Origin of the sequence: Streptomyces sp. NPDC057002 (assembly GCF_042673825.1) — a bacterium.
In the GTDB taxonomy this organism is placed as follows: Bacteria; Actinomycetota; Actinomycetes; order Streptomycetales; family Streptomycetaceae; genus Streptomyces.
Window position 1 is genome coordinate 82643 of sequence record NZ_JBHURZ010000007.1, and the last position, 20009, is coordinate 102651.

At 71.8% G+C, this 20009-nt stretch carries 16 protein-coding genes; 7 read left to right on the plus strand and 9 right to left on the minus strand.

Going from position 1 to position 20009, the window contains the following annotated elements; genetic code table 11:
- Positions 1-92 precede the first annotated feature (92 nt).
- The 4 genes from ACFT32_RS31490 to zapE all read right to left on the minus strand — a co-directional run bounded on the left by ACFT32_RS31490 (position 93) and on the right by zapE (position 3990).
- Positions 93-1592 (minus strand): SulP family inorganic anion transporter, encoded by a 1500-nt coding sequence (locus ACFT32_RS31490; RefSeq protein WP_382496069.1) that lies wholly within the window; start codon positions 1590-1592, stop codon positions 93-95.
- An 8-nt stretch (positions 1593-1600) separates the two neighbouring features.
- Positions 1601-2182, minus strand: coding sequence for a carbonic anhydrase (locus ACFT32_RS31495; RefSeq protein WP_382496071.1), 582 nt, complete (start codon positions 2180-2182; stop codon positions 1601-1603).
- An 82-nt stretch (positions 2183-2264) separates the two neighbouring features.
- Positions 2265-2690 (minus strand): hypothetical protein, encoded by a 426-nt coding sequence (locus tag ACFT32_RS31500; RefSeq protein WP_382496073.1) that lies wholly within the window; start codon positions 2688-2690, stop codon positions 2265-2267.
- Between the two features lie 199 nt (positions 2691-2889).
- Positions 2890-3990: a cell division protein ZapE gene (gene zapE, locus ACFT32_RS31505; RefSeq protein ID WP_382496075.1), complete on the minus strand. Its 1101-nt coding sequence runs from the start codon at positions 3988-3990 to the stop codon at positions 2890-2892.
- A 37-nt stretch (positions 3991-4027) separates the two neighbouring features.
- On the opposite strand from zapE, the gene ACFT32_RS31510 reads away from it, so the two are divergent.
- From ACFT32_RS31510 to msrB, 4 genes are all read left to right on the plus strand, one after another.
- Positions 4028-4834 carry a pyrimidine reductase family protein gene (locus tag ACFT32_RS31510; protein WP_382496077.1) on the plus strand — a complete coding sequence of 269 codons (807 nt, stop codon included), beginning with the start codon at positions 4028-4030 and terminating at the stop codon, positions 4832-4834.
- 185 nt (positions 4835-5019) lie between these two features.
- Positions 5020-5493 carry an indole-3-glycerol phosphate synthase gene (locus ACFT32_RS31515; protein ID WP_382496079.1) on the plus strand — a complete coding sequence of 158 codons (474 nt, stop codon included), beginning with the start codon at positions 5020-5022 and terminating at the stop codon, positions 5491-5493.
- 75 nt (positions 5494-5568) lie between these two features.
- Complete coding sequence (murC, locus tag ACFT32_RS31520; protein WP_382496081.1) at positions 5569-6960, plus strand: UDP-N-acetylmuramate--L-alanine ligase; 1392 nt, start codon at positions 5569-5571, stop codon at positions 6958-6960.
- Positions 6961-6974: 14 nt separating this feature from the next.
- Positions 6975-7382: a peptide-methionine (R)-S-oxide reductase MsrB gene (msrB, locus tag ACFT32_RS31525; RefSeq protein WP_382496083.1), complete on the plus strand. Its 408-nt coding sequence runs from the start codon at positions 6975-6977 to the stop codon at positions 7380-7382.
- 8 nt (positions 7383-7390) lie between these two features.
- Here the strand turns inward: msrB and ACFT32_RS31530 are convergent, their stop codons facing one another.
- Complete coding sequence (locus ACFT32_RS31530; protein WP_382496085.1) at positions 7391-10249, minus strand: ABC transporter substrate-binding protein; 2859 nt, start codon at positions 10247-10249, stop codon at positions 7391-7393.
- Between the two features lie 218 nt (positions 10250-10467).
- Between ACFT32_RS31530 and ACFT32_RS31535 the strand changes: the two genes are divergently transcribed.
- Positions 10468-11988, plus strand: a complete 1521-nt coding sequence (locus ACFT32_RS31535) for a glycoside hydrolase family 3 N-terminal domain-containing protein (RefSeq protein ID WP_382496087.1) — start codon at positions 10468-10470, stop codon at positions 11986-11988.
- A 3-nt stretch (positions 11989-11991) separates the two neighbouring features.
- Here ACFT32_RS31535 and ACFT32_RS31540 read toward each other — a convergent pair whose 3' ends face one another.
- The gene (locus ACFT32_RS31540; RefSeq protein ID WP_382496089.1) at positions 11992-13260 is read right to left on the minus strand and encodes a glycosyl hydrolase; all 1269 of its coding nucleotides are present in this window, start codon (positions 13258-13260) and stop codon (positions 11992-11994) included.
- A gap of 18 nt (positions 13261-13278) precedes the next feature.
- Between ACFT32_RS31540 and ACFT32_RS31545 the strand changes: the two genes are divergently transcribed.
- Positions 13279-14460, plus strand: a complete 1182-nt coding sequence (locus ACFT32_RS31545; protein WP_382496091.1) for an N-acetylglucosamine kinase — start codon at positions 13279-13281, stop codon at positions 14458-14460.
- Positions 14457-16757: a glycoside hydrolase family 3 N-terminal domain-containing protein gene (locus tag ACFT32_RS31550; protein WP_382496093.1), complete on the plus strand. Its 2301-nt coding sequence runs from the start codon at positions 14457-14459 to the stop codon at positions 16755-16757. The genes ACFT32_RS31545 and ACFT32_RS31550 overlap by 4 nt, the downstream gene beginning before the upstream one ends.
- Here the strand turns inward: ACFT32_RS31550 and ACFT32_RS31555 are convergent.
- From ACFT32_RS31555 to ACFT32_RS31565, 3 genes are read right to left on the minus strand one after another with little or no spacing between them, the layout of a single operon-like run.
- Positions 16721-17599 carry a carbohydrate ABC transporter permease gene (locus ACFT32_RS31555; RefSeq protein WP_382496094.1) on the minus strand — a complete coding sequence of 293 codons (879 nt, stop codon included), beginning with the start codon at positions 17597-17599 and terminating at the stop codon, positions 16721-16723. The genes ACFT32_RS31550 and ACFT32_RS31555 overlap by 37 nt on opposite strands.
- The gene (locus ACFT32_RS31560; protein WP_382496096.1) at positions 17596-18633 is read right to left on the minus strand and encodes an ABC transporter permease subunit; all 1038 of its coding nucleotides are present in this window, start codon (positions 18631-18633) and stop codon (positions 17596-17598) included. The genes ACFT32_RS31555 and ACFT32_RS31560 overlap by 4 nt, the downstream gene beginning before the upstream one ends.
- A 2-nt stretch (positions 18634-18635) precedes the next feature.
- A complete protein-coding gene (locus tag ACFT32_RS31565; RefSeq protein WP_382496098.1) occupies positions 18636-20009 on the minus strand; it encodes an extracellular solute-binding protein in 1374 nt (457 codons plus the stop codon).

Here is a 20009-nt window from a genome sequence, read left to right on the forward strand (position 1 = left end):
CCGGCCCCCACGGTCCGCGGCGGACATGCGAACGGCCCGGGGCGCGCTGAGGGGCGCGTCCCGGGCCGGGGCGTCGGTGTCGCGGCGGGCCGCTAGGCCACCGTCACCTTCTCGCCCTCTTTCGACTGCTCGGACTCCAGCTCGGGCTCCGTGACCTTCACCGGCTCGGTGCCCGTCGCGCTGTGGCGTTCGGCCCAGTTCTCCAGGGCCGTGCGGCAGGCGTGGTCGAGGTGGTGCAGGCCCGAGAGGTCCAGCTCGACCGGGCGGTCCTGCGGCAGGCTCTCCAGGTTGTCGAGGATCTTCGGCAGCCGCAGGAACGTCGCGTTGCCCGACAGGTACGCCTGGATGGGACCGGCGCCCTTGTCGATGACCTCGAGCTTGAGGTGCGAGGCCTCCCAGGCGGTCTTGACGACCGACAGGGCCAGACCGATCAGGACACCCTCGAACATGTTCACCGCGACGATCGACACGGCGGTGACGACGAGGATGACCGCCTCACCCCGGTGCTCGCGCCACAGCGGCACGATCTTGCGGAACGGGATGAGCTTGAAGCCCGCGTGGACCAGGATGCCCGCGAGCGCGGGCAGCGGGATCAGGGCCAGCGTGGCCGGCAGGAGCGCCGCGAAGAGGAGCAGCCACACGCCGTGCATCACCCGGGACGCCTTGGTCTTGGCACCCGCGCTGACGTTGGCCGAGCTGCGGACGATGACCGCGGTCATCGGCAGCGCGCCGAGCACGCCGCAGAGCGTGTTGCCCGCGCCCTGCGCCATGAGCTCCTTGTCGTACTGGGTGCGCGGTCCGTCGTGCAGCCGGTCCACCGCGGCGGCGCTGAAGAGGCTCTCGGCGGAGGCGATCAGGGTGAAGGCGATGATCGTGCCGATGATGCCGACCCCCACGCTGCCGAAGGCGTCGAGGCCGGGCGGCTGGATGGAGTCCAGCAGACCCTGCACCTTGACGGTGTCGACCGGCAGGTTGAACGCGGCGGTGGCCGCGATCGCCAGGATCACCGCGGCGAGCGCGCCCGGAACGGCCTGCGCCTGCTTCGGCAGCTTCTTCCACAGCACCATCACCGCGATGGTGGCCGCGCCGAGTGCGAGCGAGGTGAGCGCCTTGGTGCTGCCGAGCGCGTCGGCGGCGGCTCCGGGCAGGCCCAGGATCTTGTCGATGCCGGAGGCGGGCGCCTTCAGTCCGGCCGTCGCGTACAGCTGACCGGCGATGAGCACCAGACCGATTCCGGCCAGCATGCCCTCGACGACCGAGACGGATATCGCGCGGAACCAGCGGCCGAGCTTCAGCGCGCCCATGATGAGCTGCAGCAGACCGGCGGCCAGCACGATCACACCGAGCGCGGGCAGGCCGTAGGTGTCGACGGCCTCGAAGACCAGCACGGTCAGACCGGCGGCCGGCCCGGACACCTGGAGGCTGCTGCCCGGCAGGAATCCGGTGACGAGGCCGCCCACGATGCCGGTGATCAGGCCGAGTTCGGCCGGGACGCCGGAGGCGACGGCCACGCCCACGCACAGCGGGAGCGCGACCAGGAACACGACGAGCGAGGCGGTGAAGTCCTGCCTCAGGTAAGGGAACTTGGTCATGGTGTCCCTCACAGCTTCTCGAAGGAGTCGGTGTCCGCGCGGTGGTCCCGCACGGTTCCGGTGTGCACTTCGTAGAACCAGGCGTGCAGCCGGAGCCGGCCGTCCGTCAGACGGCTCTCCACGCACGGGTACGAGCGCAGCCGCTCCACCTGGGTCAGGACGTGGTTCTGCACGGCTTCGGTGACCGTCTTGTCGGTCGGGTCCGCGCACTTGGGCTCGTCGCAGGCGTGCGCGAGCCAGTCCCGCACGGCGGGTACGCCGGTGAGGTCGTCGCCCCGCACCACCGCGCCGACGGCGCCGCAGTGCGAGTGGCCGCAGACCACGATCTCCTTGACGCCGAGGACTTCCACGGCGTACTCGATCGTGGCCGCCTCGGAGGTGGGGTGTCCGAAGGCGTAGGGGGGAACTACGTTGCCCGCGGTGCGCAGCTCGAAGAGCTCGCCGGGCCGGGCGCCCGTGATCAGGGCAGGTACGACCCTGGAGTCGGAGCAGGTGATGAACAGGACGTCGGGGGACTGGCCCTCGGCGAGGCGGGCGAACTCCTCAGGGCGCTGTCCGTGCGTGCGGGCGTTGTCGATGAGGGGTTGCATGAGTGTGGTGACTCCTCCTGGCGCGCAGTGGGGGCGCGTCGGACGGGCATGACAGAGGTGGGGGAAGGAACGACTCTGTTCCTCAGCAGCGGAAGACCTGAAGCGCTGCCGGTGTGTGCGACGTCGAGGATCTCGACGTGCGTTGGTGCGCGGCGCCGGCTCTGACCTGGTCCGGTGCTGCCGGCTGGATGTGCCGCAGCAGGGGCCGCTCCGGCGCGCAGGGCGCGGAGTCGGCGTGGAACCGGTCGCGGGTCCGCAGGGGACCGGTCGGGTCCCCGTGGTGTCCGGCGCGGCAGGTGGCGATCTCGTCGCGCAGTGCCTTCCCGGAGAACTTGATTCCGGGGCGCGAGGACTGGCCGGAGGGTTCAGTTCCGGGCTGAGCCTTGGCCTCGGCTTTACGGGGTGTGTGCGCGGATGCGAAGGACGCCGTCGGTGCGAAGAACTGAAGGGCGAGCAGGACGGCGGCGAAGATCGAAACCACGGTCCGTGCCGTCGTACCTCGGTACATGCGCCCCCCTTCAGCTGATTCACACGTCTAGCACTGACCAACACTTGGTCAATGGCTGGTCAAGAAACACGTTAACCCTGCAAAGTCATTTGCAGGGTTAACTTAACGTTTCAAGCTGAAGAGAGCCTGAAAACCGTGGGTGGGTTGGCTTGAACCACCCCTTGGCCTCACGGCAGTTGGTGCGGTATTGGGGTTGTGGTTACCGGGAGTTCGCCAGCTTGCCCGCGTCGCGGGCCAGGGCGGTGAGCCGGGAGATGGCCCGGAAGTACTTCTTGCGGTAGCCGCCGTTCAGCATCTCCTCGCTGAAGAGCTGGTCGAAGGGCATGCCCGAGGCCATCACGGGCACCTCGCGGTCGTAGAGCCGGTCCGCGAGGACGACCAGCCTGAGGGCCGTCGACTGGTCGGGAACCGGCCGCACACCGGTGAGGCACACGGCCCTGATTCCGTCGGTCAGAGCGCCGTACCGGCTGGGGTGGACCCGGGCGAGGTGCTCCAGGAGGGGCGAGAACGCGTCGAGGGAGGCGCCCCCGGTGGCGTGCGCCGTCTTCGTCACCTCTTCGTCGGAGTGCGGCGGCGGCGCCTCGGGCAGACCGCGGTGGCGGTAGTCCTCGCCGTCGATGCGCAGGGCCCGGAAGTGGGCCGACAGGCCCTGGATCTCCCGCAGGAAGTCGGCCGAGGCGAACCGGCCCTCTCCGAGCTTGCCGGGCAGCGTGTTGGAGGTCGCGGCGAGCGCGACGCCCGCGTCGACGAGCTTGCCGAGGAGGGTGGAGACCAGGACGGTGTCGCCCGGGTCGTCGAGCTCGAACTCGTCGATGCACAGCAGGCGGTGGCCGGACAGGGTCTGGACGGTCTTCTGGAACCCGAGGGCGCCGACCAGGTTGGTCAGCTCCACGAAGGTGCCGAACGCCTTGAGCTCGGGCTCGGCCGGGGTGGCGTGCCACAGGGAGGCCAGCAGGTGGGTCTTGCCCACGCCGTAGCCACCGTCGAGGTAGACGCCGCGCGGGCCGGCCGGGGCCTTCTTCGGGGCCTTGCCGAAACCGAACAGCCGCCGCTTGCCGGAGCCGCCCGCTCCCTGGCCGAGGCCTGCCGCGAAGCTCTCCAGGACCTGGACGGCCTCGGTCTGGCTGGGCTGGTTCGGGTCCGGGATGTACGTGCTGAAACGCACCGAGTCGAAGCGCGGCGGCGGCACCATCTCGGCGACCAGCCGATCCGCGGGGACGTGCGGCTCACGGGCGCACAGGGACAGCGGGGCCGCTTCGGCTATCGGGCCGGTACCGGAGGGAGCGGGGGAGGAGGACACGGTTCACCATGCTACGGCGCGTGGAACACTGCACGGCATGCGACGTCTGTTCCCTGTGACCGATGAAACAGCAGCTCCGGCCCCGGGTGGCGGGCCCGGTGAGGAGGGTGCCGGGCGGGAGTGGGACCTGGCCGAGCTGGCGGCCGCCTACGCCTATCCCGAGCCGGGGGCCGGGGGGCCGCTGCCGTGGCTGCGCGCCAACATGGTGTCCACGCTGGACGGGGCCGCCCAGCACGACGGCCGTTCGCAGCCCATCTCCAGCGCGACCGACATGCGGATCTTCGGCACCTTGCGGGCGCTGGCGGACGTGGTGGTGGTCGGCGCGGAAACGGTGCGCCAGGAGGGCTACCGGCCGGCACGCGCGCGTGCCGAGTTCGCGGCGACGCGGGAGGCGGCCGGACAGGCCCCCGCCCCGGCGATCGCGGTCGTCAGCGCCAGCCTCGACCTGGACTTCTCGCTCCCGCTGTTCACCTCGCCCCTGGTTCCCACCCTGGTCCTCACGGGAGCCGCCGCCGCCCCGGACCGCGTCGCCACCGCCGAGAAGGCGGGCGCGCGGGTGGTGACCGCCGGGGACGGCATCGGCGTCGACCCCGCCCGGGCCGTCCAGGCCCTCGCCGGCCTCGGCCACACCCGGCTGCTGACCGAGGGCGGCCCGCGGCTGCTGGGGCAGCTGGTGGCGGCCGGCGTGCTCGACGAGCTCTGTCTGACCGTCTCCCCGATGCTCAGCGCCGGCGACGCCCAGCGCATCGCCGGGGGACCCGCCGTCACCGTCCCGCGGCGCTTCTCGCTGCTGTCGATGCTGGAGGAGGACGGCTTCCTGTTCACCAGGTACGGACGGTCCTGACGTACTGAACCGCGCGGCACGGGGTAGCGGCACGGAGGTACAGGGGTCGGCGATCAGGAAGCCGGACCGGTCGGTACGTTCGGAATATGCCGTTCTGTTTGGATTCCGGAGGGCACACTGGATCCGGCAGTTCCCGTGCGACCACGGGGCAGGATGGTTTCCGCAAGGTTCAGAAGGGGCGCCTGGTGTTCACAAGCGTATTGATGATCGAGAAGGCCCTGACGTCCGCTGACGTGGAGTTCGTCACCACCTTGCACGGGGAGGAGCGGGTCTCCTTCCAGGTGCTGCTCCAGCCGCGCGGCGAGCAGGCGGACCGGCTGCTGCGGGCCATCGACGACGTCGCGCTCGGCGAACTCGACGACGCCGTCCGCGAGGGCGAGACGCCGGAGGGCGAGGAGGCGCTGAGCGTCGGGCAGCGGGCGCTGGAGGTGTCCCTCGCGGCGCTGCGGACGTCCGGGAGCGAGGCGCGGGGACGGTTGATCGAGGACCATCCGCTGGACGCGCTGAAGAGATTGGTGGAGGAGGTCGGCGCGGACGAGGTCATCGTGCTGACCGACCCCCACTACGTGGAGGAGTTCTTCCACCGTGACTGGGCGTCGCGGGCCCGGCACAAGGTGGGGGTGCCGGTGCTGAAGCTGTTCTCGCACAGCAAGGCGTAGTGCCGGGCTGATGCGGTGGCGCTTCTGAAATAGGCTGTGGGCGCTCACCGTCCCAGAACGCCCTTGGAGATATGCATGGCACCCGGCCTTCCCACCGCCATGGACCGACCGCACTTCATCGGGATCGGTGGGGCCGGGATGTCGGGTATCGCGAAGATCCTCGCCCAGCGCGGGGCCGTCGTGGCGGGCAGTGACGCGAAGGACTCGGCGACGGCCGAGGCGCTGCGGGCGCTGGGTGTGACGGTGCACATCGGGCACGCCGCGGAGCACCTGGCCGACGACGCGAGCTGTGTGGTCGTGTCGTCCGCGATCCGGCAGGACAACCCCGAGCTGGCCCGCGCGGCAGCGCTCGGCATCCCCGTCGTGCACCGTTCCGACGCGCTCGCCGCCCTGATGGAGGGCCTGCGGCCGATCGCGGTCGCCGGTACGCACGGCAAGACGACCACGACCTCGATGCTCGCGGTGTCGCTGAGCGAGCTGGGCCTGACGCCGTCGTACGCCATCGGCGGGGACCTGGACGCGCCCGGCTCCAACGCGCTGCACGGCGACGGCGAGATCTTCGTCGCCGAGGCGGACGAGTCGGACCGCAGCTTCCACAAGTACGCGCCCGAGGTCGCGATCGTCCTCAACGTCGAGCTGGACCACCACGCCAACTACGCTTCGATGGACGAGATCTACGAGTCGTTCGAGACGTTCGTGGACCGGATCACCGAGGGCGGCACGCTGGTGATCACGGCCGACCACGAGGGCGCCCGGGAGCTGACCCGCCGGGTCGCGGGACGCGGCGTGCGGGTGGTGACGTACGGCGAGTCCGAGGACGCCGGCGTGCGCATCCTGTCGGTCGTGCCGCAGGGCCTGAAGAGCGAGGTCACCGTGGTGCTTCAGGGGCAGGAGCTGACCTTCGCGGTCTCCGTCCCCGGCCGGCACTACGCGCACAACGCGGTGGCCGCGCTCGCGGCGGGCGTGGCGCTCGGCGTCCCCGCCGAGGAACTGGCCCGGGCGCTGGGCGCGTACACGGGCGTGAAGCGGCGGCTCCAGCTCAAGGGCGAGGCCGCGGGCGTCCAGGTCATCGACTCCTACGCGCACCACCCCACCGAGATGACCGCCGACCTGGAGGCCATGCGCGCGGCGGCGGGCGACTCCCGGATCCTGGTCGTCTTCCAGCCGCACCTGTTCTCGCGCACGCAGGAGCTGGGCAAGGAGATGGGCCAGTCCCTGGCCCTCGCGGACGCCTCGGTCGTGCTGGACATCTACCCGGCCCGTGAGGACCCGATCCCCGGTGTGACCAGCGAGCTGATCATCGAGGCGGCCCGGGCGGCGGGCGCGGACGTGACGCCGGTGCACGACAAGGCGGACGTCCCCTCGGTCGTCGCGGGAATGGCGAAGCCCGGTGATCTCGTTCTCACCATGGGAGCGGGCGACGTCACCGACCTCGGCCCGCGCATCCTGGACCGTCTGTCGAACTGAGGGGCTGGAGGCTCATGCCGTACGACGTCGAGAAGCCGGACGAGCAGTGGCGCGCGGAGCTGAGCCCTGGCGAGTACGCGGTGCTGCGCCAGGCGGCCACGGAGCCCGCCTTCACCGGTGAGTACACCGACACCAAGACCCGGGGGGTCTACTCCTGCCGCGCCTGCGGTGCGGAGCTGTTCACCTCGGACACGAAGTTCGAGTCCCACTGCGGCTGGCCGTCCTTCTTCGACCCGAGGGACACCGACGCGGTGGAACTGATCGAGGACCGGACCCACGGCATGGTGCGTACCGAGGTGCGCTGTGCGCGCTGCGGCTCGCACCTCGGGCACGTGTTCGCGGGCGAGGGGTATCCCACGCCCACGGACCAGCGGTACTGCATCAACAGCATCGCGCTGCGTCTGACCGCCGCTGAGGGCTGAGACGGCCCTCAGCGGATCCGGCACTCCTTCTGGGTGAGCCGCTTCGTGTTCCCCGCGGTGCGGCTGCACACCACCCGCGTCTGGGAGGTGCCGTCGTCGGCGCGGCGGACCTCCTTGAGGAGGACGCTGTGGCCGGTGCGGTCGCCGTACAGCGGGGCACGGGTGAAGTCGATGGTGCCGGTGGCCATGCCCTCGATCTTGACGTTGCGCAGGTTCACCCAGGTCGAGGCGCGGCTCTGGGGCCGGTCGTCCCGGGTGGCCGCCCAGTACAGGGCGCGGGTCGCGTCGTGTGCCAGGGCGGTCTGCCCGCTGGCCAGGGCGGGGCTGTCGTAGCGCAGGTTCCCGCCCCGCAGCCCCGGCAGGTGCGCGGCGGCGTCCAGGTAGAAGGTCGTCCGGGTGGCGGCCGTCCGCAGCTCGGCCAGGGCCGCGTGGTACAGCGTGACCTTCGGCGCGACGGACTGTCCGCCGACGGTGAAGTCGGCCTTGGACAGATCGTCGCCGGTGAGGATGGCCAGGGGCGTTCCGGCGCAGCCCGGCTCGGTGCCCAGCTGGGTCATCAGGGGATCGATGTCCTCCACCCGGCCGGCGAAGTAGATCACCGACGGGACCTGTCCGCCCCGGCAGATCTCCTGGGCGTGCGAGCGGAGTTCCGGCTTGCCGCCGCTGAGGGTGTAGCGGCGCTGATCGAGCGGGGTGAAGCCCTGCCGGCGCAGCATGTCCTGGCCGTAGCGTGCCTGTTCGTCGGTGTAGAGGTCGTCGGTCTTCGCCGTGTCGCGGGCGAGGACGAGGGCGTACTGCCGACGGTCCGGTGTGCGCAACTGGGCCGCGATCAGGCCGAGTTGCTCGGTCTGCCACTGGTCCGTGGCGGCCAGGCTGAACCAGTTGGCGAACTCGCGGGGGAGATAGGTGGCGGAGTTCGTGCCGGAGACGACCGGCAGCCCGGCCTCCATCAGGGTGCGGGTCGTCGCCCTGCTCGACTTCAGGTCGCGGCCGGTGCCGACGACCCCCACCACGGTCGGGTCCTGGGCGGCGTACGCGGCGATCTCCTCGGCCATCTCCTCCTGGTGGCCGAGGTCCACGCCGCCGTTGGCGAGCAGGACCCGCAGTTTCACACTGGAGTTCTTGTTGATGACGGCCTGTGCCAGATACACGCCCGCCAGTTCCTCGGCGCCCTTCACGAGCGAGGAGCCGTCCGAGGAATCGGCGCTCAGCGGCCCGGCGTAGACGACGGTGACGTATTTGCCGGAATGGGTGGCGAGGACGTTCGCGTTCTGCTTGGCGATGCGGTCCTCCAGCTCGTCCACCGTCCAGGGCGTCGCCTCGTCGGCCGTCAGGGCCTTGGGCTCGTCGCCGGGGTCGGGCGCGGGCAGCCAGTCGGCGAAGCGGACGCCGTCCGTCGCTATGCCGATGCATTCCGCGCCGCCGCCGGGTGTCTCCTCGCGCCGGGTGTCCCGGTTGGCCGTCAGCACGGACGCCGAGCAGTACCGGTCGTGCAGGGCGTCGGCCCGCATGACGGTCCCGGCGGTCAGCAGGGCGATCACCAGGACCAGGGTGTGCAGGGCCCAGACCAGCCGGGCGGGCGTGGGCCGGGTGGAGGCCCGTAGATGCCGGGTGCGTTCCTCGACGGGAGCGAGCTGGTCGTGCGGCAGCGGGATCTTCATCACCCACGGCAGGACGGACCGCTCCCGGCTGGGCGACTGTTCGGCGCGCAGGTTGTGCGCCCACTGCCGGTGCCAGGCGCGCAGCCGCTCGCCGAACCTGGGCGGTTCGGCGGCCGGGTCGGGCGTCGCCGGAACCACCCCGCGCTCCAGGCGCGGCACGTCGTGCGTGTGCACCGCGGCGACCACCATCAGCGGGTCGAGCTCACTGCGCCGGCTGCGGACGTCGCTGATGGCCCGGATCAGTTCGATGCCGCCGTTGCGGGCGTCCGCGTGGGGCAGGAACAGCATCGGCGGGCGCGGCCGTTTGAAGCCGCGCAGGTCCCAGCTCCAGCGGCGGTGGTTGTCCCGCAGGTCCTCCCGCAGCGCGAGCACGCACAGCTGGAGGTGGAAGTCGCCGCCCGCCGTGAGCGCCTCGGCCACGTCGTACGCCCGGGCCGCGATCGCCTTCCAGGACCGCACCGGCCGCAGCAGCGAGACCTCGGTGGGATCCTCGTGGTCCGCCGCTCTGAGGAACGTCGTCGTCATGAACCAGCGGCTCTCCCGGCGCAGCCACAGGAAGATCGGCGCCCGCCCCGGCAACACGTAGTTGAGGACGGTCAGCAGCAGCAGGAAGACGAGACCGGCGCCCACCGCCACGTACCACTCGCTACGGGCCATGAGCGCGGCGAGCACGGTCACGAGGCTCGCCGGGAGGATGTGCGCCATGTCGAAGAGCGGCAGCCCCGAGCGCCAGCGCGCGGTGTTCTTCGGCCGCCAGCGCTGCTGGGCCAGCTGGTTCAGCAGCCGTTGCCGCTGGTCCTGACCGGCCTCGGCGCTGCCCGGCTCGGGCGCCGGCCAGGTGTCGCCGAGGGCCGCGACCGCGTCGTCGATGGCGTGCACCAGCCGCAGCCGCGGGAACGCGTAGCGCCGGTAGACCGCCTTCGGGCCGCCCCACTTCTTCGGTTCGCTCAGCGCCCGCACCATGGCCGCGGCCCGGCGTACCTCCGTGGTGCCCTCGTAGACGTCCTGCGCCACCGCGCAGCGCGTGCCGTGTGCCTCCTGGCCCGTGTACAGCTGCCGGACCAGCCCGGTCACCGCGTCGTCGTCCGCGCTCTCCTGGGCGTGCACGACGAACACCGGCATCGGCGGCTCGGCGCTCGTGCGGAAGTCCTGGATGAGGAATTCGAGCTGATCCTGGAGGTGGAGCCCGGCGCCACGCTCCGGCATGCCGTCATGTCCCCCAGGGCAGTCCGGCGGCGTGCGATCAGCGTTCACCATGGGCAATCCCCCGTTCGCCTTCGGTGACCTACGAGGCTAGCCGGTGTGGGTGGGGTGCGAGTGGGTGACGGACGAACTTCAGGATCGTTTCTGGCTGGGCCGTGGTGACACTCGGGATGAATGAGTGATCCATCGACCTGTTGACTAGTGGATGATCGAGCCAGAAGATGTGCGGAGTGACCTCCTCCGCGCATCCGCCCGCACGTCCCGGCCGCCTCCCCGCCGACCTTCTCGTCGGCCTCCCCGTCGATCTCGACGAGGCCGCACACCGCTGTCTCGTCGCGGGGTTCGACGGGACGGCGGGGGTTCCGGACGAGCTGAAGCGGCTCGTCGACCGGGGGCTCGGCGGGGTCATCCTGTTCACCCGGAACGTGCGGGACGCGGAGCAGGTGCGGCGGCTCACCGCGGAGCTGCGGGCCCTGCGGCCGGACCTGCTCGTGGGGATCGACAACGAGGGCGGCGGGATCGGTCACCTGGTGGGCGCGGGCGCTCCGGAGGTGCCCGGATCGTACGCGCTCGGAGTGGCCGACGACCCCGGGCTGACCGGCCGCTGCGCCGACGCCCTGGCCGGGCATCTGGCCTCGCTCGGCATCACGGTCTCCTACGCCCCGGTCGCCGACCTCCAGCACCATCCGCGCAACCCGATCGTGCGCACCCGGTCCTTCGGTGCCGAACCCGCCTTGGCCGCCCGGCATCTGCGGGCCTGGATCACCGCCACCGAGCGGCGGGGCGTCGCCTCCTGCGCCAAGCACTTCCCCGGCCACGGCGGCACCGAGACCGACAGCCATCACGGGACGGCCGTCGACCCGCGGTCGTACGACGAGCTGCGGGCCGACTTCGAGCCGTTCCGCGCCGCCGTCGACGCGGGCGTGCCGATGATCATGAGCGCCCATGTCGTCTACCCGGCGCTGGACCCCGAGCGGCCCGCCACCCTGAGCCGCCGCATCCTGGGCGATCTGCTCCGCCACGAGCTGGACTTCGACGGTGTCCTGGTCAGCGACGCCCTGGAGATGAAGGCCATCGCCGACCGCTACGGCGAGGCCGCCGGGGCGCGGATCGCCCTCGCTGCGGGCGCCGACCAGGTGATCGTGGCCGTGCCTGACCTGGAGGTCACCCTGGCCTGCCGGGACGCGGTGCTCAGCGCGTTGCGCTCCGGTGTGCTGCCCGAGGAGCGGGTGCGTGAGGCCGCCGGGCGGGTGCGGCGCCTCGCCGTGCGGTACGCCGCTCCGGCCGCCGGGGCCGTCGACGGCTGGGACGCGGGGGCCGGTCTCGAGGCCGCCCGCCGGGCTGTCCGCAGCCTGCCGGTGCCGTCGGGCGTGCGGGGCGCCCATGTCGTCGACCTGTTCCCGCCGCCGCATCCCGCGCTCAACTGGGGCGGCGAGGACCTGCTGACGGAGGTGAGCGCCGTCGACCCCACGGCCACGGGGACCGCGGTGAGTGGAGAGCCGGCGGATCCGGCCCCCTTCGTGGAGGAGATCCTGCGCGCCTCCGGTGACACACCGCTGGTCATCGCCACCTGTGACGCCGGGCTCCACCCCTGGCAGGAACGGCTGCGCGCCGCCCTGCTCGCCCGGCGGCCCGACGCCGTACGGATCGACACCGGGCTGCCGGAGGGCGGCGCGCTCTGCTCCTACGGGCGGGGGCGGGTGAACCTGCGGGCCGTCGCGGAAGCGCTGACGGGCACCTGAAGTTCACGGCACCCGTACGACCTCCTTGATGCCGCGCGCCGCGAGGTACGCGGCGTCCTCCGCCCGCCCCGCCAGGACCACCGCCGGGTGGACGCCCTCCGTGCGCAGGGCCATCCACGCGTCGAAGAACGCGCCTCCCGGTCCGGAGACGGAGCGGGTGGACGGCGTGCAGTCCAGGGCCAGGGCCGTGTCGCGGGGCCGGGCGGGGTGATGCCCCGCGCGTACCTCGGCGACGGTCTCGGCCAGGGCCGTGGCGATGGGCTTGGCGCCGCCCCGCGCGTCGAACAGGCCCAGGGTGTACTCGAGTTCCGGGTAGTCGGCCAGGGACCGGTCCACGTCGTGGGAGCACCACCAGGTCACACCCCACAGCCCCTCGCACCCGGCCGCGTTCCGCACGGTCGCCCGCGCGAACTCCGGGGCGTCGGCCGCCGGGATGTGCGGTTCCGGGGCGCCCGTCTCCTGGACCCAGACCGGGCGGGCCGGATCCTCGGCGTAGGCCTTGGCGAGTTCCGTGCCGTACTCGGCGAGGTGGAGCACCTGGGGCGAGCGGGGGCCGTAGCGGCGGGCGCAGTCGCCGGAGAACACCCAGGGGTGGACGGTGGTGACATCGCCCTTGCGGGCCGAGGCCTGAGGGGTGAAGGGGTGGTCGTCGCCGTACCAGGCCGCGTCGTAGGCGGAGTGGGTCGCGAGCCGCCCCGGGGGCAGGTGCTCACGGGTGGCGGACAGCAGGGTGTCGAGGTAGCGGTCCACCTCGTCCGCGGTCACCGGGTTGTGCTCGACCAGGTTGTTGAGCTCGTTGCCCAGCTGGAGCCCGATGAGGTTGGGACGGCCGGCGAGGGCGCGGCCGAGGGTCCGCATCAGCTCCGCCTGGGCGGCGACGGCCTCCGGGTCGGTGAAGACGTTGCGGTGGTGCCAGCTCCGCGTCCACTCCGGATAGAAGTCGAAGCTGGACAGATGACCCTGCACGCCGTCCACCAGGACGTCGAGACCGGCCTCGGCCGCCAGGTCGACCAGGTGCGCGACCTGGTCCACGGCGGCGGGGCGGATGAGCGTGCGGTTGGGCTGGAGGAGCGGCCACAGATGGAAGACCCGGACGTGGTCGAGGCCGAGCGCGGCGATCTGGTCCAGGTCCTCGCGGGCGTGCGCCGGGTCGAAGTCGTGCCAGGCGTGGAACCAGCCGCGGCGGGGCGTGTAGTTGACGCCGAAGCGGAGCGTGGGGATGGGATCCTCCTCGGGTCCAGCACCCAGATCCCTTGCTCTGGGTGAATGCATCAATCACCATAGTCGGCGATGGGTAATGAATTGAACCAGGAGCGTCAAGGCGGCTCGCCTTTGGTGGTCGGCCTCGACGCGGGCGGCACGCGGACCCGGGCGGTCCTGGCGGCCGCCGCTGACGGACGTCCGCTGGGCGAGGGTTCCGCCGGGCCGGGCAACGCCCTGACCGTCCCGGTGCCGCAGCTCACCGAGCAGCTCGCCGAGGCCGTCGGACAGGCCGTGCCCGAGTCCGTCCGTGCCCGGGTCGTGGCCGTGGCCGGCGGTTTCGCGGGCGCGACGGACGCCGCCGCCGACGAACCGGGGCGGCGCAACGCTCTGGCCGCCCTCACCGCCGCCTTGCGCCGACTGGGCATCGACGCGGGCCCGCCCGTCATCGGCAGCGACATCGAGGCGGCCTTCGCCTCCGCCCCGGGCGCCCCGGCCGACGGCCTCGCCCTGGTGGCCGGCACGGGCGCGGTCGCCATGCGCATCACCGGCCGCCGCGGCACCGCCACCGTGGACGGCGACGGCTGGCTCCTCGGCGACGACGGGAGCGGCTTCTGGATCGGCCGCGCGGCGGTGAGGGCCGCGCTGCGGATGGCCGACGGGAGGGGTGCGCCGACCGTGCTGGCGGAGACGGTGGGGCGGGAACTCGGGGTGCCGGGCGAGGCGCTGCCCGGCGGAGCGGCCGGGGGTGTCGCCGGCGGTGTGGTGCGGAGACTGTCCCCTGACGTGGTCCAGGGCATCTCGGAGGGCGTGCCGGGTGACGCGGCGGTGCCGCCGCCCGCGAGCGGGCCGACCGGAGTGGCCGGGGCCGGTTCCCCGGCCGACCGGCACCCCCTCCCGCCCCACGACAAAACCCCCTGGTCCCGCCCCCACCGCGAGGCCTACCGCAGACACGTGCTCCCCGCTGTCATGGCCGAGCCCCCCATTCGCCTCGCGCGACTCGCGCCGCTGGTCGTCGAGGCGGTCGAGGACGCCGTCGCCCTGGCCATCCTGGACGAGGCAGCCGACCAACTCGCCGACGCCATCAGGGCATTGGATCCACAGCCAGGAGAGCGGGTCGTGGCCACCGGAGGCCTGCTCGGGCCCGACGGGCCCCTCACCTCGCGCCTGGAAGCCCGCCTCCACCCGCTCGGCCTGACCCTCGACTGGGTCCCCGACGGCCGCCTGGGCGCCGTGGCCCTGGCCCGGCTCGCCCACCAGGGCCGTACATGACCGCCACCCGGCAGGGCACGCCCCTGTACCGCGACCCCGCCGCCCCGGTCGACGACCGCGTCCATGACCTTCTCGCGCGGATGACCCTGCGCGAGAAGGCCGGACAGCTCAACCAGCGGATGTACGGCTGGGACGCCTACCGCCGCACCCCCGACGGCGGCTTCGAACTCACCGACGCCCTCCGGGCCGAGACCGAGCGCTTCGCCGGACTCGGGGCCCTGTACGGGCTGCTGCGCGCCGACGCCTGGTCGGGCGTCGACCACACCACCGGGTCCGGCGCCGAGGACGGTGCCGAACTGGCCCACCTCGTCCAGCGGCATGTCGTCGAGCAGAGCAGGCTCGGCATCCCGGCCCTGTTCGTCGAGGAGGTGCCGCACGGGCACATGGCCCTCGACGGCACGGTCCTGCCCGTCAATCTGGCCGTCGGCGCCGGCTGGGACCCCGGGCTCTACGAGCGGGCCGCCGCCCACGCCGCCGCCGAACTGCGCGCCCGGGGCGGCCATGTCGCCCTGGTCTCGGCCCTGGACATCGCCCGGGACCCGCGCTGGGGCCGGACCGAGGAGTGCTTCGGCGAGGACCCGTATCTGGCCGCCCGGCTCACCGAGGCGCTCGTACACGGCATACAGGGGGAGCGGGGACCGGACGGGGCCTTCGCCCCCGACAAGGCCCCCGTCGTCCTCAAGCACTTCGCCGGGCAGGGCGCCACCGTCGGCGGCCGCAACTCCGCCGAGTCCGAACTCGGTCTCCGCGAGCTGCACGAGATCCATCTCCCGGCCGCCCACGCCGGTGTCCGGGCCGGAGCCGCCGCCGTCATGGCCGCCTACAACGAGGTCGACGGGATGCCCTGCTGCGGCAACCGCGCCCTGCTCACCGGACTGCTGCGCCACCGCTGGGGTTTCGACGGGCTCGTCATGGCGGACGGACTGGCCGTGGACCGGCTGGCCCGCGTCACCGGCGACAAGGTCTCCGCCGGTGCCCTCGCCCTCGACGCCGGGATCGACCTCAGCCTGTGGGACGAGGGCTTCACCCATCTGGAGGAGGCGGTCGAACGGGGGTTGGTGAGCGAGGAGGTCCTGGATCGGGCGGTCGCCCGGGTGCTACGGCTCAAGTTCCGCCTGGGGCTCTTCGAACAGCCCTACAGTGCGGGCCCGTTCCCGGACCCCGCCGTCGGACGCGAGCTGAGCACGGCACTCGCCCGTGCCGCCGTCACCCTGCTCCACAACGACCAAGGTGTGCTGCCCCTGTCGACCGGCTCCCCTATCGCCCTCCTGGGACCGCACGCCGGCACCGTCGCCCACCAACTGGGCGACTACACCGCCCCGCAACGCCCCGGCACCGGCACCAGCGTCCTCGACGCGCTCCGGCGAACCGGCGTCGACGTACGCCACGCCAAGGGCTGTGCCCTCACCGGCGACGACCTCTCCGGCATCCCCGAGGCGATCGCCGAGGCCGCCGCGTCCGATGTGGCCGTGCTCGTACTGGGCGGGAGCAGCGCCCGTACGCCCGGCACGGAGTTCGACGCCAACGGCGCCGCGCGCACCGTCGTGTCCGAGATGACCTGCGGAGAGGGCGTCGACCTGGCCGGGCTCCGGCTCGGCGTGGCCCAGCACGCCCTGCTCGACGCCGTCACGGCGACCGGCACACCCACCGTCGTCGTGCTGATCCAGGGCCGCCCGCACGCCGTCCCCGAGGCCGCCGAACGGGCCGCCGCGCTGCTCACCGCCTGGTACCCGGGCCCCTGGGGCGGCGAGGCGATCGCGGACGTCCTGCTCGGACGGGCCGAGCCCATGGGCCGGCTGCCCGTCTCCGTACCTCGCTCGGCAGGTCAACTGCCCGTTTACTACAACCACAAGGACACCGAGTACGGCGAATACGTCGACGACAGCGCCGAGCCGCTCCACTCCTTCGGGCACGGGCTGTCGTACACGAGCTTCGTCTACGGGCCGCCACGGCTGTCGGGGCGGACCGTCGAGGTCGACATCACCAACACCGGGGAACGGCACGGGCGTACCGTCGCGCAGCTGTACCTGCGCCGGCTCGTCACGCCGGTCTGGCCGCGCGCACTGGAACTACGGGGCTTCCGGGCCGTCGATCTGGAGCCCGGGGAGCGTCGTACGGTCGCCTTCGATCTCGGCCCTGACCAACTCGCCCAGGTGGGCCCCGACTTGCTGACGGCGGTCCTGCCCGGCACGGTCGAGATCCGCGTCGCGGAGTCGGCGCGCCGGGCCCTGACCGCCGTACCGGTCGGGCTCCGGGTCGATCAGAGCTTCACGGCACCGGACGAGACGCCCTTGTAGAACCACCGCTGGGTGATGACGAACAGCACCAGCACCGGGATCACGGAGATCACCGAGCCGGCCATCACCATCCGCTGGTCGTAGCCGAACGACGAGCTCTGCAGCCGGGCGAGACCGAGCGTCAGCGTGAAGTGCTCCTCCGAGCGCAGCACGATCAGCGGCCACAGGAAGTCGTCCCAGGCGCTGATGAAGGTGTTGATGGTGACGACGAGGATCGCGCCGTAGGCGGAGGGCAGATACAGATGGCGGAAGCGTTTCCACTCGCCCGCTCCGTCCAGCATCGCCGCGTCCTCGATCTCGCGCGGCACGGCGAGGAACGCGGCCCGCATGATGAGGACGTTGATCGCCGCGACGAAGCCGGGCAGCCAGACACCGGCCAGGTGGTCGACCAGGCCCATGTCCCGGATGCTGAGGAACAGCGACACCATGATCGACTCGAAGGGGAACATCATGGACGCCATCAGCACCACCCAGACCAGCTTGCGGCCCTTCCAGCCGGGCTTGGAGAGCATGTAGCCGGCCAGGGTGGAGAAGACGAGCTGGCTCGTGACGGACAGCGCGACGATCACCAGGCTGTTCCCGATGTACGTCCACACCGGGACCTGGTCGAAGATCTCCCGGTAGGCCCGCAGGGTCGGGTGGTGGGGGATCAGCGAGGCACCGGCGCCGAAGACGTCCTCGCCCGCGCCCTTGAGGGACGACAGCAGCTGCCACAGCAGCGGGCCGACGGTGATGAAGAGGACGAACACCAGCAGCAGATAGCGGACGACCAGTTCGCGCGGCCGGCCGTAGTCGCGCCAGCGGGGCATCAGACGTCGGCGCTTGTCGACGGCGGTCGTCATGCCTCGTCCTCCTTCGTCAGGCGCTGGGCGAGCAGCGTGAGGCCCAGGGTCAGGGCGAACAGGGCGACGCTGACGGCGGCGCCGTAGCCGGCGTTGCCGGTGAGCGGGTCGAGGCCGACGTCGCGGATGTAGAAGGGCAGCGTGCGGTCGGCGCCGCCGGGGCCGCCGGTGGAACCGCCCAGCATGTAGATCTCGGTGAAGACCCGCAGCGAGCCGATGCCGGTCAGGGTGCCGACCAGCATCATCGAGGTGCGGACGCCGGGCACGGTGACGTGCCAGAAGCGGCGCACGGCACCCGCGCCGTCCACGGCCGCCGCCTCGTGCAGTTCCTTGGGGACGTTTCCGAGGGCGGCCAGGTAGAAGATCATGTACCAGCCGAGGCCCTTCCACAGCGTCAGCCCCATCGCCGACAGCAGGATCAGCCACGAGTCGGACAGGAACGGGATGGCGTCCCGGATCAGGTGGGCCTTCTGCAGCCAGGTGTTGACCAGCCCCTGGTCGCTCAGCAGCCACTGCCAGCTCAGGCCCACGACCACGCTGGAGGCGAGCACCGGCGTGTAGAAGGCGGAGCGGAAGAAGCCGATGCCCGGCAGGTTCTTCTCCACGAGGATCGCGAGCAGCAGCGGCAGCAGCACCATCAGCGGTACGACGAACAGCGCGTACAGCAGGCTGTTGCGGGTGGCCAGCCAGAAGTCCGGATCGCCCAGCATCCGGCGGTAGTTGTCCAGCCCGACGAGGTTGTACGCCCCGCCGAGCGGCTTGGCGTCGGTGAAGGAGACGAGGACCGTGTTGAGGAACGGGAAGACCCCGAACACGGTCGCGCCGATGATCGCCGGGGTCATCCACAGCCAGGGCAGCCACCAGCGGCGGTGGAGCGCCGCGCCCCCCGCGTCGGCGCTCGGGCCGGGCGTCACGAAGCGGAGGGCGCGGCGCAGGGGCCCCGGCGGCCGGGAGGGGGAGGCGCCGCCGGGGCGTCGGGCGCCCGCACCCGGGGGAGCGGGGACGGGCGCCTGGTGGACGGTCGGTTGAGTCATCCTCAGCTGCCCTGCTCGATCAGCTGGTTCGCCTTGGACTGTGCCTCCTTCAGAGCGTCCTCGGCGCTCTTCTTGCCCTGCATGGCCAGCTGGATCTGGGCCGAGATGGCGTTCAGCTCACCGGGTGTCAGGGCGATCTCGTCGGCCGTGGCGGTCTTGCGGTCACTGGCGACGATCTTGCGGGCCTCGGCGAAGGGGTCGTCGCCCTTGACCGACTGGAAGAACGGGTCGTTCAGGGAGGCCGTGGTGGAGGGGAAGATGACGACGTTCGGGTCCTTGGCCCAGCCGAGCTGGTTCTCGGCGTTGGTCAGGAACCGCGCGAAGGCCAGTGCCGTGGAGGCGTTCTTGCTGGTGGACGCGACGCCGACATACTGCGGGGCGCCGACGGTGTGGCCGAGGGCGTCGAGCATGAAGGGGGCGACGCCGGTCTTCTTGTAGACGCTCGGGTTGTTCTGCTGGATGAACCGCAGGAAGTTGGGGTTGGTGGGGCCGTAGACGAGCTTGCCCTGGCCGTAGACGTTGGCCGGGTCCTGCGTGGAGGACAGGGAGTCCCTGGGCATGCCGCCGGCCTTGTAGAGCTTGGTCATGGCCTCGACCCACCGCGCGGTCTTCGGGTCGTCGGCGAAGGTGAACTTCTTGCCGTCGGCCGAGAGGATCTCGATGCCCATCTGCTGCCAGTCGGCCGGGATGCGCAGCTGCGGGTTGGCGAGGAACGCGTAGTACTTGCCGCCGGAGGCCTTGGCCACCTTCTCCGCGTCGCCGAACAGGCCGAGCACGGTCGTCGGAGGTTTGGCCGGGTCCAGGCCCGCTTTCCTCATCAGGTCGGTGTTGAAGGTCTGCACGATGCCGCCCGAGTACCAGGGGAGCACGCTGTGCACCTTCTTGCCGTCCGCTTCGGCGTACATGCTGGACTTCCACAGCGCGGGGGCGAACGGCTTGCCCGCGTCCGGCGCCTTGTTGTCCAGGTTCAGCAGGTAGCCGTTCTTCGTCAGCGCCACCGCCGTGTTGACGTTGATGTTCACCACGTCCGGCAGCGTGCAGCCTTGCGCGTCGGCGACCAGGCGCTGGGTGAAGGTGGCGTCGCCCGGGTCGTCGATCCAGTTGACCTCGGTGCCGGGGTTGGCCTTCTCGAAGGCGTCGATGACGCCGTTGAAGTACTTCCCGAAGTCCTTCTTCAGGTTGGTGGTCTGGAACGTGATCTTTCCCTTGACCTCGCCGGAGAGCTTGCCGGAACCGACGTTGCCCTTGGCGACCTTGCAGCCGCCGGCGGTGGCGTCACCGCCGTCCGAACCACCGCCGGACAGGCCGCAGCCGGCGGCCGTCAGGGTCAGGACGACCAGACAGGTCAGGGATCCGGTGAGTCTTCTTGCGCGCAT

Excerpts from the sequence above, each read along its gene's own strand:
- ACFT32_RS31490 (WP_382496069.1), bottom strand. The coding sequence starts at position 1,592 with ATGACCAAGTTCCCTTACCTGAGGCAGGACTTCACCGCCTCGCTCGTC.
- ACFT32_RS31495 (WP_382496071.1), bottom strand. The coding sequence starts at position 2,182 with ATGCAACCCCTCATCGACAACGCCCGCACGCACGGACAGCGCCCTGAG.
- ACFT32_RS31500 (WP_382496073.1), bottom strand. The coding sequence starts at position 2,690 with ATGTACCGAGGTACGACGGCACGGACCGTGGTTTCGATCTTCGCCGCC.
- ACFT32_RS31510 (WP_382496077.1), top strand. The coding sequence starts at position 4,028 with ATGCGACGTCTGTTCCCTGTGACCGATGAAACAGCAGCTCCGGCCCCG.
- murC (WP_382496081.1), top strand. The coding sequence starts at position 5,569 with ATGGCACCCGGCCTTCCCACCGCCATGGACCGACCGCACTTCATCGGG.
- msrB (WP_382496083.1), top strand. The coding sequence starts at position 6,975 with ATGCCGTACGACGTCGAGAAGCCGGACGAGCAGTGGCGCGCGGAGCTG.
- ACFT32_RS31530 (WP_382496085.1), bottom strand. The coding sequence starts at position 10,249 with ATGCCGGAGCGTGGCGCCGGGCTCCACCTCCAGGATCAGCTCGAATTC.
- ACFT32_RS31535 (WP_382496087.1), top strand. The coding sequence starts at position 10,468 with ATGTGCGGAGTGACCTCCTCCGCGCATCCGCCCGCACGTCCCGGCCGC.
- ACFT32_RS31540 (WP_382496089.1), bottom strand. The coding sequence starts at position 13,260 with ATGCATTCACCCAGAGCAAGGGATCTGGGTGCTGGACCCGAGGAGGAT.
- ACFT32_RS31545 (WP_382496091.1), top strand. The coding sequence starts at position 13,279 with ATGGGTAATGAATTGAACCAGGAGCGTCAAGGCGGCTCGCCTTTGGTG.
- ACFT32_RS31550 (WP_382496093.1), top strand. The coding sequence starts at position 14,457 with ATGACCGCCACCCGGCAGGGCACGCCCCTGTACCGCGACCCCGCCGCC.
- ACFT32_RS31555 (WP_382496094.1), bottom strand. The coding sequence starts at position 17,599 with ATGACGACCGCCGTCGACAAGCGCCGACGTCTGATGCCCCGCTGGCGC.
- ACFT32_RS31560 (WP_382496096.1), bottom strand. The coding sequence starts at position 18,633 with ATGACTCAACCGACCGTCCACCAGGCGCCCGTCCCCGCTCCCCCGGGT.
- ACFT32_RS31565 (WP_382496098.1), bottom strand. The coding sequence starts at position 20,009 with ATGCGCGCAAGAAGACTCACCGGATCCCTGACCTGTCTGGTCGTCCTG.